The following is a 14,626-nucleotide window of genomic DNA, read 5'->3' on the forward strand; positions in this document are numbered from 1 at the left end:
GACCGTCAGGACCGACCGTGAGCATCGGTGCGTGCCGAACCGTCCAACCCCGATGAGGTAGCGATGTTCCTTCACGGAAAGCGATTGCTCGTCACCGGAGTGGTGTCGACGAAGTCCATCGCCTACGCGGCCGCCAAGCTGGCGCTCGAGCAGGGCGCCCAGGTCGTGCTGACCGGGTTCGGCCGCGGCCTGCGGATCACCGAGCGCCTCGGCGAGAACCTGGGGGTCGACGTCTACGAGATGGACGTCACCCAGCCCGATCAGGTCGCCGCCGTCGTCACCCGCGTCGAGCAGACCTGGGGCGGGCTCGACGGCGTCCTGCACTCCATCGCCTACGCCCCGGCCGACGCCCTCGACGGCGGGTTCCTCACCGCCGAGTGGGAGCAGGTCGCCACCGCCCTGCACGTCTCCACCTACTCCTACGTCGCCCTCGGGCGCGCCTTCGCCCCGCTGATGACCGGCGGCGGCTCCATCGTCGGCCTGGACTTCGACGCCACCGTCGTCTGGCCGGGCTACGACTGGATGGGCGTGGCCAAGGCGGGCCTGGAGAGCGCCAACCGCTACCTGGCCCACGCCCTGGGCCCGCAGAACATCCGGGTCAACCTGATCGCCTCCGGGCCGCTGCGCACCATCGCGGCCAACGCGATCAAGAGCTTCGGGGTGTTCGAGACCGTCTGGCGCGAGCGCGCCCCGCTGGGCTGGGACGAGGACGACGCCACCCCGGTCGGGCGCGCGGTCTGCGCGCTGTGGTCGGACTGGCTGCCCGCGGTCACCGGCGAGGTCATCCACGTCGACGGCGGTGTGCACGCCGTGGGCGGCACGGTGCCCGCGGTGCCGGTGCCCGAGCAGGTGCGCGAGATCGCGGCGGTCCGGTGAGCATCCCGCTGAGCGAGCTGGCCTCGCACGCGGGCTCGACGCTGGGGACCAGCCAGTGGTACCCGCTGACCGAGCTGTGCGTGCAGCAGTTCGCCGAGGCCACCCAGGACTTCCAGTGGATTCACGTCGACCCGGTGCGCGCCGCGGCGGGCCCGTTCGGCGTGCCGATCGCGCACGGGCTGCTCACGCTGTCGATGCTGCCCGCGATGGTCACCGACACCCTCAGCGTCGACGGCGCCGACCTGGTGCTCAACAAGGGCTTCGACAAGGTGCGCCTGGGCAAGCCGGTGCCGGTGGGCTGCCGGGTCCGCGGCACGGTGAAGCTGGCCGCCGTCCGCCCCCGGCCCAAGGGCTACACCGAGGTCACCCTCGGCGTCTCGGTGGAGGTCGAGGGCCAGAAGGGCGCCGTGCTCACCGCCGAGATGATCTTCCTCTACCACGCCGCGGCCCTGGTGGGCGCCTCGTGATCACCGACGAGATCGCCACCCAGAACCGCGTCGCCCTGCGCAAGCTGGCCTCCGGCGTCGCGGTGCTCACCTTCCGCGACGGCGAGTGCGCCCACGGGGCCACCGTCAGCTCGGTCAGCGCGGTCTCGCGCGACCCGCTGCTGCTGGCCACCTGCCTGCGCCGCGGGTCGCAGTTCGGCGACCTGGTCGGCGAGCCGGGCGCGCGCTTCGCCGTCAACATCCTCACCGCGCGCCAGGCCGCGCTGGCCAGCTGGTTCGCCGACCCGCGCCGCCCGCGCGGGCTCACCCAGTTCGAGTGCGTCGGGTGGTCGGCCGACCCGTTCAGCGGAGCCCCGCTCATCGACGGCTCACTGGCCGCGCTGGGCTGCCAGGTGCGCTCGTTCCTGCCCGCGGGCGATCACCACCTGCTCGTCGCCGAGGTCTTCACCGGCGTGCCCGGCGACGGCCTGCCGCTGCTCAGCTTCGCGGGCCAGCTGCACGACGGCGACCTGCGCAGCCTGCCCGAGCGGCAGGCCCACCCGTACGCCACCGAGGAGGAACCCATGACAGCCAGCTCCGTCGGGGCGCCACGATGACCGCCGCCGTCGTCACCGGGGTGGGGGCCGCCATCCCGCCCCGCGTCGTCACCAACGACGACCTCTGCGCCTACCTCGACACCTCCGACGAGTGGATTCGCTCGCGCACCGGCATCGCCGCGCGCCGCTGGGTCGAGCCGGGGATGTCCACCGGCGACCTGGCCGTGGCCGCGGGCGAGCTGGCGCTGCGCTCGGCGGGCATGGACCGCGTCGACGCCGTCATCGTGGCCACCACCACGCCCGACCGGCTGTGCCCGGCCACCGCGCCGGAGGTCGCCACCCGCCTGGGGATGACCGGGGTGTCCGCGCACGACGTCAACGCGGTGTGCACCGGGTTCCTGTACGGCCTGGCCAGCGCGGTCGGCCTGATCGCGGCGGGCAACGCCGAGACGGTGCTGATGATCGGCGCGGAGACCTTCTCCACCATCCTGGACCCGCAGGACCGCGGCACCGCGGTGATCTTCGCCGACGGCGCGGGCGCCCTGGTGCTGCGCGCGGGCTCGCCGCGGGAGCCCGGCGCGGTCGGGCCGATCGTGCTCGGCAGCGACGGCAGCCTCTCCGACCTCATCCAGATCCCCGCGGGCGGCTCCCGGCAGCGCTCCTCGGGCACGCTGGCCCCGCCGGAGGACTACTTCTTCCAGATGCGCGGGCGCGAGGTGTACCGGCACGCGGTGGAGCGGATGGCGGCCTCTTCGCACGAGGCGATGGCCCGCGCCGGGCTGACCATCTCCGATGTGGACAAGTTCGTGCCGCACCAGGCCAACAACCGGATCTCGGTCGCGGTGGGCGAGCGGCTGGAGATCGGCCCCGACCGGGTGGTGTCCAACGTGGACCACATGGGCAACACTGCGGCGGCCTCGATCGGCGTGCTGCTGGCCGAGGCGTCGGTCGACGGCGACCTGCACGCGGGCGAGCGCCTGCTGCTGACCGCCTTCGGCGGCGGCCTGACCTGGGGCGCGACCACGCTGGTGTGGCCCGCCCTGACCGCGCACATCTCCGTCCTGCCGCGCCCGGTGAGCGCGCTGGCGGGCTGAGGAAAGGACAACCGCGCCGTGCACGACGCCAAGGCACTGACCGAACCGGGGGCCGCGCAGAGCCTGGCCCGCCGCCGCCACGCCCTCGACACCGCCGCGCTGGCCGAGCTGGTCCGCGAGCGCGGCGAGCTGAACGACGTGCTGCAGAAGCTGCGCACCGAGGCCAACCGCCTGGCCAAGGAGGGCCGCACCGGCGGCGAGGCCGTGCGCGAGCGCGCGCGGGAGGTCAAGGAGCAGATCCAGGAGGTGGAGGCCCGCCAGCGGGTCGCGCAGCAGGCGCTCGCCGACTTCCTGATGGTGGTGCCCAACCTGCCCGACGCCGACGCGCCCGACGGGGTGTCCGACACCGACGCCGTCGAGGTGCGCAGGGTAGGCGTGCCCAGGACGTACGACTTCGAGCCCCGCCACCACGCCGACATCGGCGAGTCGACCGGCATCCTGGACCTCGGCAGGGCCGCCAAGCTCTCCGGCGCCCGGTTCTCGGTCGCCGTCGGCGCCGGGGCCGCGCTGGAGCGCGCGCTGGGGGCGTTCTTCCTCGACCTGCACACCACCGAGCACGGCTACACCGAGTACTCGGTTCCGACGCTGGTCAACCGGGAGACGATGACCGGGACCGGCCAGCTGCCGAAGTTCGAGGACGACCTGTTCCGGACCGCGGTGGGCGGGCGCGAGCTGTTCCTGGTGCCCACCGCCGAGGTCCCGCTGACGAACCTGGTGGCCGGGGAGACCCTGGACCTCGCCGCGCTCCCGCTGGCGATGACCGCCCGCACCCAGTGCTTCCGCGCCGAGGCCGGGTCCTACGGCCGGGACACCCGCGGCATCCTGCGGATGCACGAGTTCACGAAGGTGGAGCTGGTCCGCGTCGTCGACCCGGCCCGGTCCCGGGCCGAGCTGGAGCTGATGGTCGGCCACGCCGAGGAGTGCCTCAAGCGCCTCGGCCTGGCCTACCGGGTGGTCGCCCTGGCGGCGGGCGACCTCGGCTTCTCGGCGCGCTACACCTACGACATCGAGGTGTGGCTGCCCGGCCAGCAGCGCTACCGGGAGATCTCCTCCTGCTCGGACACCGGCACGTTCCAGGCCCGGCGCGCGGGCATCCGGTACAAGGGCGGCGGCGCGCGCGGCTTCGCGGCCACCCTCAACGGCTCCGGCCTGCCGGTCGGGCGCACGTTCCTGGCCATCCTGGAGCAGCACCAGAGCGCGGACGGCGGCGTCGACATCCCCGCGGCCCTCGTCCCGTACACGCGCTTCAGCCGCATCAACCCCGACGGCACGACGTCCTGACCCGGATGACGACGGTGTCCGATCAGTGACAGTCACAAACCCGCCATCTTCCAGATACGGCAGGTGTGTGAACAAGTTCGGCCAGCTCCGAGCACACTTTTGCTGAAGCTCGACAAAAGTGAGAGGTGACCACTGCTCCACTCGGACTATTGCGAGCGCTATCCCCCTGGATGAGGCTGCCGGCTGTGAGGTGAGACACCTCGATCAACAGCTCCTCGACGTGGAGGCGATGTGCGGGGTCTGCTCGCGATGACCGGGATCGTCAAGACGTTCCCCGGGGTGCGCGCGCTGGACGGGGTCGACCTGGTGGTCGAGCCCGGGGAGGTGCACTGCCTGCTCGGGCAGAACGGCGCGGGCAAGTCGACCTTGATCAAGGTCCTGGCGGGCGCGCACCAGCCCGACAGCGGCCAGATCCACTGGCGCGGCGAGCCCACCCGGCTCACCTCGCCGGTGGCCGCCCTGCGCCTCGGCGTGGCGACGATGTACCAGGAGCTCGACCTGGTCCCGGGCATCTCGGTGGCGGAGAACATCTTCCTCGGCCACGAGCCCGCCCGGTTCGGCTTCGCCAGCAAGGGGGCCGCGCGGGCGATGACGGCAGCGCTCATGCGCAGGCTCGGCCACCCCGAGATCCACCCCGACCGCGAGGTCGGCACCCTCTCCTCGGCCGGGCAGCAGCTGGTCTCCATGGCCCGCGCGCTGGCCCACGACGCCCGGCTGATCGTGATGGACGAGCCGACCGCGGCGCTGGCCTCCGACGAGGTGGACAACCTCTTCCGCATCGTCGGGGAGCTGACCGCCGACGGCGTCGCCATCGTCTACATCTCCCACCGCCTGGAGGAGATCCGGCGCATCGGCACCCGGGTCACGGTGATCAAGGACGGCCGGACGGTGGCCACCGGGCTGCCCGCCGACACCCCCACCGCCGAGCTGGTCGACCTGATGTCCGGGCGCAAGGTGGAGGCGGTCTTCCCCACCCGCGACACCTCCACGGTGGACAGGTCGCGGGAAGTGCTGACGGTCACCGGGCTGACCCGGCACAAGGAGTTCGCCGACATCAGCTTCACCGTGCACGCCGGGGAGATCGTCGGCATCGCCGGTCTCGTCGGCGCGGGGCGCAGCGAGATCCTGGAGACGGTCTTCGGCGCGCGCAAGGCCGACTCCGGCGTCGTCAGGGTCAACGGCAAGGTCGTCCGGCCCGGCAGCGTCGCCGCGGCGGTCAAGGCGGGCATCGGGCTGGCGCCGGAGGAGCGCAAGAGCCAGGGCCTGCTGCTCGACCTGCCCGTCGCCCACAACGTGACCCTCGCCAGCCTGCCCTTCTACAGCAAGGCGGGCTTCCTCGACCGCGCCCGCGAGCACCGCGACGCGAAGGCCACTTTGGAGCGCCTCGACCTGCGCCCCGCCGACCCGCGCAGGCTCGTGAGCACCTTCTCCGGCGGCAACCAGCAGAAGGCCGTCGTGGCCCGCTGGCTCGTCCGCGGCTGCCGGGTCCTGCTGCTGGACGAGCCCACCCGCGGCGTCGACGTCGGCGCCCGCGCCGAGCTCTACCGGCTCATCCACGAACTGGCCGCCGCGGGAGTCGCGGTGGTCCTGGTGTCCAGCGAGGTGCCAGAGGTGCTCGGTCTCGCCGACCGGGTGCTGGTGCTGCGCGACGGACACGTGGCCGCCGACCGGCCCGCCGCGGACCTCACCGAGGCCGCGGTCCTCGACATCGTCATGGAGGGCAGTGCCGTCTTGGCCGACGACGCCCTGGAACCCGAGGAGGCGATCTGATGGCGGAGAAGACCGCCGTGCGCGCGACGGCACCGCCGCCGGGCGCGCCCGCCAAGCACACCGGCAGGCTCGACCTGCGGCTGGCCGGCCTGCTGGGCGTGCTGGTGCTGCTGTGCGTCGTGGGCTACGCCACCCGCCCGGAGAGCTTCCTGACCGAGGCCAACATCTCCACCATGCTGCGGCTGGCCGCGGCGATCGGCGTGGTCAGCGTCGGCATGACGTTCGTGATCATCAGCGGCGGGATCGACCTGTCCGTCGGCTCGATCGTGGCGCTGGCGAGCGTGTGGACCACCACGGTGGCCACCCAGGCGTACGGCCCGGTCGTCATGGTGCTGTGCGCGCTGCTGGTGGGCCTGGGCTGCGGGATGGTCAACGGGGTCCTGATCTCCTACGGGAAGATCGTGCCCTTCATCGCCACGCTGGCGATGTACGCCTCCGCCCGCGGCCTGGCCGAGCGGCTCTCCGGGCGCCGCACCCGGGTGGTGAGCGAGACCGCGTTCACCGACTTCTTCCGCGGCGCGTTCCTCGGCATCCCGGTGCTGATCTGGATGCTGGCCCTGGTCTTCGCCGTCGGCTGGGTCGTGCTCAACCGCACCACCTTCGGCCGCAGGACCTTCGCCGTGGGCGGCAACGCCGAGGCCGCCCGGCTGGCGGGCATCGACGTCAAGCGGCACACCGCCATGGTCTACGGCATCGCCGGGCTCTGCTGCGGCATCGCCGCGATCATGGTCATCGCCCGCACCACTTCCGGGTCGTCCACCAACGGCATGTTCTACGAGCTCGACGCCATCGCCGCGGTCGTCATCGGCGGCACCCTGCTCAGCGGCGGGCGCGGCACGCTGATCGGCACCCTCATCGGCGTGCTGATCTTCACCGTGCTCAACAGCATCTTCACCCAGAACAACCTCGACACCGACGTCCAGAACATCGCCAAGGGCGTGATCATCGTCGCCGCGGTCCTGCTGCAGCGCACGACCTCCCGCAGGCGCGCCGACACCAGATAGCCCGCACCTCCACCCGCACACCAACACCGCTGGAGTTCGCCATGCCCTCATTCGACCGCCGGAAATTCCTGTGGGGCTCCACCGCCGTGGGCGCCTCGGCCGTCCTCGTCGGCTGCACGTCCAACGAGGCCCCGCAAAACAACACCGCCGCGGTCGCGGGCCAGACCGGGGAGAGCGGCGCCCCCGGCGCCCCGGTCACCATCGGCTTCTCCGCCCCCGCCGCCGACCACGGCTGGATGGCGGCGATGACCAAGAACGCCCGCGCGCAGGCCGAGCAGTTCTCCGAGGTCACCTTCAAGGCCACAGAGGGCACCAACGACGTCAACCAGCAGATCGGCCAGGTCGAGTCGCTCATCAACGACAAGGTCGACGTGCTGGTCATCCTGCCCTTCGACGGCAAGGCGCTCACCGCCGTCGGCCGCCAGGCGATGGACGCGGGCATCCCGGTGATCAACGTCGACCGGATCTTCGACACCGCGCTGGCCTACCGGCTCTGGATCGGCGGCGACAACTACCGCATGGGCGTCAACGCGGGCAACTACATCGCCGAGCAGATGAAGGCCAAGGGCGTGTCCGCCCCGGTCATCGGCGAGGTCGCGGGCATGGACGAGCTGCCGCTGACCCAGGAGCGCAGCAAGGGCTTCGCCGACGCGCTGGCGGGCCACGGCTTCAAGGTGGGCCCCCGGGTCGCCGCGCGGTTCACCCCGGAGACCGGCGAGCAGCAGACCGCGAACCTGCTCCAGGGAGCGTCCAAAATGGACGCCCTGTGGAACCACGACGACGACCAGGGCATCGGGGTGCTCGCCGCCATCGACAGCGCGGCCCGCAAGGAGTTCATCATGGTCGGCGGCGCGGGCTCGAAGAACATGATGGACCTGATCAAGGCCGACTCCGGCGTGGTCAAGGCCACCGTGCTCTACAGCCCGTCGATGGCGTCCTCGGCGATCGCGCTGGCCCGCCTGCTCGGGCAGAGCAAGGGCGTCGCCGACCTCGCCGAGCACGAGGTCCCCGCCTCGATCACCACCTACTCGGCCGTGGTCACCAAGGAGAACGTCGACCAGTACGCCGACGTGGGCTTCGAGTCCTGACCAGGCCACGGGCGGAGTGCGGAGATGACGGAGGGCGAGGGATGAGCGGGGAGATCGGCATCGGGATGATCGGGCACGCGTTCATGGGCGCGGTGCACTCCCAAGCGTGGCGCAGCGTGCACCGGTTCTTCCCGGTGGCGCTGGCGCCGCGGCTGGCGGTGCTCTGCGGTCGCGACGCGGCCCGCACCCGGGACGCGGCGGCGCGGCTGGGCTGGGCGGTGGCCGAGACCGACTGGCGCGCCGCGGTCGCGCGGGATGACGTGCAGTTGGTCGACATCTGCACCCCGGGGGACACCCACGCCGAGATCGCGCTGGCCGCGCTCGCCGCGGGCAAGCACGTGCTGTGCGAGAAGCCGCTGGCCAACTCCGTCGCCGAGGCCGAGGCGATGGCCACGGCAGCGGCCGTGGCGGCCACCAAGGGCGTGCGGTCGATGGTGGCGTTCAACTACCGCCGCGTCCCGGCGCTCGGGCTGGCCAGGCGGCTGGTCGCCGAGGGCAGGCTGGGGCAGATCCGGCACGTGCGCGCGGTGTACCTGCAGGACTGGCTCGCCGACGAGACCGCGCCGATGACGTGGCGGCTGCGCAAGGACAAGGCCGGGTCGGGCTCCCTCGGCGACCTCGGCGCGCACATCGTCGACGCCGCCCAGTGGGTCACCGGGCAGCTGGTCACCGGGGTCTCGGCGATCTCGGAGACGTTCGTGCGCACCCGCCCGTCCGACGACGGGCCCGGCGAGGTGACAGTGGACGACGCCGCGCTGTTCCTGACCCGCTTCTCCGACGGCGCGGTCGGCTCGTTCGAGGCCACCCGCTACGCCCTGGGCCGCAAGAACGCCATGCGCCTGGAGGTCAACGGCAGCCTGGGGAGCATCGCCTTCGACTTCGAGTCGATGAACGAGCTGCGCTTCTACGACGGCGCCGACCCCGGCGCCGAGGCCGGGTTCCGCCGAATCCTGGTCACCGAGGCCGAGCACCCCTACGTCGGCGCGTGGTGGCCGCCGGGGCACCTGCTCGGCTACGAGCACACCTTCACCCACGAGGTCGCCGACCTGCTGGAGGCCATCGCCACCGGGAGCGATCCCGCTCCCGGGTTCGCCGAGGGGCTCCAGGTGCAGCGGGTGCTGGCGGCGGTGGAGGACAGCGCGGCGGCCGGATCGGTGTGGACACCGATCGGGGTGCTGGGCGCGGCGGGCAACGGCCGCGCCGAAATGACCGGGGCAGCTCTGAGCTGACCCTGGGGTGGTGTCGCCTCGGGCGTGCGGGCCAGGGGCGACACCACCTAACCGAGAAAGGATTTCCGCCCTTCCTGGTGTTCCCAATCGCGTGAGAACGAGGAGAGCTTAACTGTGCTAGGCAAGAGAAGTCGCGGTCGACCCCTGACCCGGGTGGGCGCCGTCGCGCTCGCCGTCGCCACCGGCCTCGGCGGCGTGGTGCTCACCGCGACCCCGGCCGCCGCCCACGGCACCCACGTGCTGGTCTTCTCCAAGACCGCCGGGTACCGCCACGACGCCATCCCCGACGGCATCGCCGCCATCACCGAGCTCGGCGCGCAGAACGGCTTCGAGGTCGAGGCGACCGAGGACGCCGCCGCCTTCACCGACGAGAACCTGGCCGGGTACGCCGCCGTCATCTGGCTCTCGACCACCGGCGACGTGCTCAACGAGGCCCAGCAGGCCGCCTTCGAGCGCTACATCGACGGCGGCGGCGGGTACGCGGGCGTGCACGCCGCGGCCGACACCGAGTACAGCTGGCCGTGGTACGGCGAGCTGGTCGGCTCGTACTTCAAGTCCCACCCGCAGATCCAGGAAGCCGACGTCGTCGTCGAGGACCGCGAGCACCCGTCGACGGCGCACCTGCCGGGCACCTGGACGCGCACCGACGAGTGGTACAGCTACCAGTCCAACCCCCGCGGCCGGGTGAAGGTGCTCGCCGCGCTGGACGAGACCAGCTACACCCCCACCGACCCCAGCGGCGACCACCCCATCGTGTGGTGCCAGGGGGTGGGGCAGGGCCGCTCCTGGTACACCGGCATGGGCCACACCAAGGAGTCCTACACCGACGCCGCCTTCCGCGAGCACCTGCTCGGCGGCATCTCCCACGCCGCCGGGATCGCCGAGGCCGACTGCGCCCCCGACCCCGACGCCCCGCCGACCGACGCCGACTTCGACCAGGTGACCCTGGCCCTGGGCTCGGAGAAGACCGGCGAGCCGATCGCGCTGGCCGTGCTGCCCGACCGCAAGGTCGTGCACACCTCCCGCGACGGCCGCGTCTGGCTGACCACCCCGCAGGCCACCACCACCCTGGCAGGCCGGATTCCGGTGTACAACCACGACGAGGACGGCCTGCAGGGCGTCGCCGTCGACCCGGACTTCGCCACCAACCGCTGGCTCTACCTCTACTACGCGCCGCCGCTGGACACCCCCGCGGGCGACGCGCCGACCGACGGAACCGCGGCGGACTTCGCCCCCTTCAAGGGCCACAACCAGCTCTCCCGTTTCACACTGACCACTGACGGCGTGCTCGACACCGCCAGCGAGCAGCAGATCCTGCGCGTGCCCGCCGACCGCGGCATCTGCTGCCACGCGGGCGGCGAGATCGACTTCGACGCGCAGGGCAACCTGTACCTGTCCACAGGGGATGACAGCAACCCGTTCGCCTCCGACGGCTACACCCCGATCGACGAGCGCGCCACCCGCAACCCCGCCTACGACGCGCAGCGCTCCTCGGCCAACACCAACGACCTGCGCGGCAAGATCCTGCGCGTCACGGTCGCCGAGGACGGCAGCTACACCGTCCCGTCGGGCAACCTGTTCGCGCCCGGCACCGACAGGACCAGGCCCGAGATCTACGCCATGGGCTTCCGCAACCCGTTCCGGTTCGCCGTGGACCGGGCCACCGGCTGGGTCCACCTCGGCGACTACGGCCCGGACGCCGGGTCGGCCAACCCCGCCCGCGGCCCCGGCGGCCTCGTCGAGTTCAACCTGATCAAGGAGCCCGGCAACTACGGCTGGCCGTACTGCGTCGGCGACAACACCCCCTACATCGATTACGACTTCGCCTCCGGCGCCTCCGGCGCCTCCGGCGCGCCGTTCGACTGCGCCGCGCCGAAGAACACCAGCCCGAACAACACCGGCCTGGTCGACCTGCCGCCCGCGAAGCCCGCCTGGATTCCCTACGACGGCGCCTCGGTGCCGGAGTTCGGCGGCGGCGGCGAGTCCCCGATGGGCGGGCCGACCTACCACTTCGACCCGGCCAACGAGATGGTCACCAAGTTCCCCGAGTTCTACGACGGCAAGAACTTCGCCTACGAGTGGGACCGCGGCTGGATCAAGACGATCGAGGTCGGACCCAACGGCGAGCGCGGCCCGATCCAGCCCTTCTTCAACTCGATGACGCTGACCCGGCCGATGAACCTGGAGTTCGGCCCGGACGGCTCGCTGTACGTGCTGGACTACGGCAGCGGCTACTTCGGCGGCGCCGCGGACTCGGCGGTCTACCGCATCGACTACACCCGTGGCAACCACACCCCGGTCGCGAAACTGGCCGCGGACAAGACCAGCGGCCCCGCGCCGCTGACGGTCAGCTTCGACCCGGCGGGCACCACCGACGAGGACGGGCCCGAGCTGACCTGGGCGTGGGACTTCGACGGTGACGGCACCACCGACTCCACCGAGGAAGGCCCGGTGTCGCACACCTACGACACCATCGGCCAGTACAGCGCCCGGCTCTCGGTCACCGACCCGACCGGCCTGACCGGCTCGGCCACCGTGGTCGTCAACGTCGGCAACACCGCGCCCACCGTGACGATCACCGCGCCCGCCAACGGGACGGTGTTCACCTTCGGTGACGAGGTGCCCTTCGAGGTCACCGTCAGCGACCCCGAGGACGGCGAGGTCGACTGCTCGAAGGTGACCGTGGAGTACATCCTCGGCCACGACAGCCACGGCCACCCGCTCTCCCGCGAGACCGGCTGCCAGGGCACCATCGCCACCCCGTCGGACGGCGGGCACGGCGCCGACGCCAACATCTTCGGCGTCATCAACGCCTCCTACACCGACGAGGGCGCCCCGGGCGCCACCCCGCTGACCGGCTCGGACGAGATCATCCTGCAGCCCAAGACCAAGCAGGCCGAGTTCTTCACCACCAACAACGGCGTGCAGGTCGTCGAGGCGGGCGGCGCGGTGGGCAACAAGCGCGTCGGCTACATCGACAACGGCGACTGGATCATGTTCGACCCGGTGAACCTCGCCGGGGTCGGCGGAATCGGCTACCGGGTGTCCTCCGGCGGCGCGGGCGGGGTGCTGGAGGTCCGCTCCGGCGCGGTCGACGGCCCGCTGGTGCAGTCGGTCCCGGTCGGCAACACCGGCGGCTGGGACACCTACGCCGACATCCCGGCCGCCCCGATCACCGACCCGGGCGGCACGCACCCGCTCTACCTGGTGTTCAAGGGCTCCGGCTCCGGCGGTCTCTACGACATCGACGAGATCCGCTTCGACACCTCCGGCTCCGTCGGCCCGCGGACGCTGCTGCCCGCGGAGTCCTTCGACACCATGTCCGGCGTCAACCTGTTCGACGACGCCGCCGCGCAGGGCGGCCGCCAGGTCGGCGACGTCGAGGACGGCGACTGGATCGCCTTCGAGGGCGTGGACCTGGCCGACGTCACCGGCCTGGGCTACCGGGTCGCCTCCGACACCCAGGGCGGCACCATCGAGGTGCGCGCCGACGCCCCCGACGGGCCGCTGGTGCAGAGCACCGCGGTGGGCAACACCGGCGGCTGGCGCACCTACGCCAACCTGCCGCCGACCCCGGTCACCGACCCGGGCGGCCCGCGCACGCTGTACTTCGTCTTCCGCGGTGGCGCGGGTCCGCTGTTCGACGTGGACACGATCGTCGTCGAGGGGACGTTGGGGCGCACGTGCGTGCCGAGCACGCCGGAGGCGGGCTACCGCGCCCTCTACAACGGCACCGCGGACAGCCTCGCGGACTGGCGGATGGCCGGGCCGGGGCGCTTCGTCCAGGAGGACAACTGCGCCATCCGCACCGAGGGCGGCCTCGGCCTGCTCTGGTTCCCCGAGGAGTTCAACTCCTACAGCCTGCGGATGGACTGGAAGCTCGCCGGTGACGACAACTCCGGGGTGTTCGTCGGCTTCCCCGACCCGGGGACCGACCCGTGGGTCGCGGTCAACTCCGGCTACGAGATCCAGATCGACCCGACCGACGCCGCCGACCGCACCACCGGCGCGGTCTACTCCTTCCAGTCGGCCGACATCGCCGCCCGCGACGCCGCGCTCAAGCCCGCCGGGCAGTGGAACGCCTACGAGATCACCGTGACCGGCCAGACGATCAAGGTGTTCCTCAACGGCGCGCTGGTCAACGAGTTCACCAGCGCCGACCCGGCCCGCGACCTCACCCAGGGGTACGTCGGCCTGCAGAACCACGGCGTCGGCGACGACGTGTGGTTCCGCAACGTGCGGATCAAGGAGATCGACGCCACCGCGCCGACGACCACGGCGAGCACCGACCCGGCCGCGCCCGCCTCGGGCTGGCACACCACCGCCCCGGTCACGGTGACGCTGTCGGCGAACGAGGATGGCGCGACCACGCGATACCGGGTCGGCGGTGACTGGCTGCCCTACACCGGGCCGTTCACCCTCGGCGAGGGCACGCACGCGGTGGAGTACCGCTCCACCGACGCCGCGGGCAACGTGGAGGCGGTCAAGACCCTCGCGGTCAAGGTCGACACCACCGCGCCGCTGACCACCGCGGAGTTCCCCGGCGACTGGAGCACCGAGGGCGTGTCCGTGGTCCTGACCGCGACCGACGCGGGCTCGGGCCCGGCGGGCACCGAGTGGAGCCTGGACGGCGGGGCGTGGACGGCCTACACCGGACCGGTCGCGGTCTCCGGCGACGGCGAGCACACGCTGCTCTACCGCAGCCGCGACATCGCGGGCAACGCCGAGACGGACAAGGCCGCGACCATCAAGATCGACGCCACGGCGCCGACGCTGGTGGTCTCCGGGATCGCGAGCGGCCGGGTTTACGGCGACGCCACCGACGTGGTGGTGTCGTGGTCCGGTGCGGACGAGACCTCGGGGCTGAAGTCGGTGACGGGCGGTATCGACGGCGCGGCGCTGACCTCCGGCGCCGTGGTCGCCCTGCACACCCTGCCGCTGGGCGTGCACGAGCTCTCCGTGACCGCCGTCGACAACGCGGGCAACCGCACCGTCAGCCGCATCCCCTTCGCCACCACCACGTCACTGCGCGACATCGGCCAGCTCCTCGACCGCTTCCGGGCGAGCAACCGCCTGACCCTGGCGGAGTACCAGGACCTGTCCAAGTCGCTGGCCAAGGCCCGCAAGGCCGAGGCCGCGGGCGACGACGCGAAGGCGGCGCGGGAGCTGGGCGCGTTCAAGAGAGCCGTTTCGAAGGTGACGGACGCGGGCGTGCGGACTGTTCTCGCCAGGGACACCGACCACGTGATCGGCGTCCTGACCGGGTCGGCTGCCAAGGGCAGGAGGTCCGGCCGCAACTGAT

General features: G+C 72.1%; 10 protein-coding genes. All 10 read left to right on the forward strand.

Going from position 1 to position 14,626, the window contains the following annotated elements:
• Positions 1–63 precede the first annotated feature (63 nt).
• The 10 genes from fabI to ACTG9Q_RS21275 all read left to right on the forward strand — a co-directional run bounded on the left by fabI (position 64) and on the right by ACTG9Q_RS21275 (position 14,625).
• Entirely contained in the window at positions 64–876 is an 813-nt protein-coding gene (gene fabI / locus ACTG9Q_RS21230) for an enoyl-ACP reductase FabI (protein ID WP_455574583.1), read from the forward strand.
• Entirely contained in the window at positions 873–1,343 is a 471-nt protein-coding gene (locus tag ACTG9Q_RS21235; RefSeq protein WP_455574584.1) for a MaoC family dehydratase, read from the forward strand. The genes fabI and ACTG9Q_RS21235 overlap by 4 nt, the downstream gene beginning before the upstream one ends.
• Positions 1,340–1,918 (forward strand): flavin reductase family protein, encoded by a 579-nt coding sequence (locus ACTG9Q_RS21240; RefSeq protein WP_455574585.1) that lies wholly within the window; start codon positions 1,340–1,342, stop codon positions 1,916–1,918. Before ACTG9Q_RS21235 ends, ACTG9Q_RS21240 begins: the two co-directional genes overlap by 4 nt.
• Positions 1,915–2,952, forward strand: a complete 1,038-nt coding sequence (locus tag ACTG9Q_RS21245; RefSeq protein ID WP_455574586.1) for a beta-ketoacyl-ACP synthase III — start codon at positions 1,915–1,917, stop codon at positions 2,950–2,952. The genes ACTG9Q_RS21240 and ACTG9Q_RS21245 overlap by 4 nt, the downstream gene beginning before the upstream one ends.
• 18 nt (positions 2,953–2,970) lie before the next feature.
• The gene (gene serS / locus ACTG9Q_RS21250; protein ID WP_455574587.1) at positions 2,971–4,233 is read left to right on the forward strand and encodes a serine--tRNA ligase; all 1,263 of its coding nucleotides are present in this window, start codon (positions 2,971–2,973) and stop codon (positions 4,231–4,233) included.
• A gap of 249 nt (positions 4,234–4,482) precedes the next feature.
• A complete protein-coding gene (locus ACTG9Q_RS21255; protein WP_455574759.1) occupies positions 4,483–6,003 on the forward strand; it encodes a sugar ABC transporter ATP-binding protein in 1,521 nt (506 codons plus the stop codon).
• The gene (locus ACTG9Q_RS21260) at positions 6,003–7,007 is read left to right on the forward strand and encodes an ABC transporter permease (protein WP_455574588.1); all 1,005 of its coding nucleotides are present in this window, start codon (positions 6,003–6,005) and stop codon (positions 7,005–7,007) included. The genes ACTG9Q_RS21255 and ACTG9Q_RS21260 overlap by 1 nt, the downstream gene beginning before the upstream one ends.
• 41 nt (positions 7,008–7,048) lie before the next feature.
• Positions 7,049–8,095 (forward strand): substrate-binding domain-containing protein, encoded by a 1,047-nt coding sequence (locus ACTG9Q_RS21265; protein WP_455574589.1) that lies wholly within the window; start codon positions 7,049–7,051, stop codon positions 8,093–8,095.
• A gap of 41 nt (positions 8,096–8,136) precedes the next feature.
• Positions 8,137–9,324, forward strand: a complete 1,188-nt coding sequence (locus ACTG9Q_RS21270; protein ID WP_455574590.1) for a Gfo/Idh/MocA family protein — start codon at positions 8,137–8,139, stop codon at positions 9,322–9,324.
• Between the two features lie 153 nt (positions 9,325–9,477).
• A complete protein-coding gene (locus ACTG9Q_RS21275; protein WP_455574591.1) occupies positions 9,478–14,625 on the forward strand; it encodes a ThuA domain-containing protein in 5,148 nt (1,715 codons plus the stop codon).
• The last annotated feature ends 1 nt before the right edge of the window (position 14,626 follow it).

The sequence above is a fragment of the Actinokineospora lacus genome, assembly GCF_053813445.1.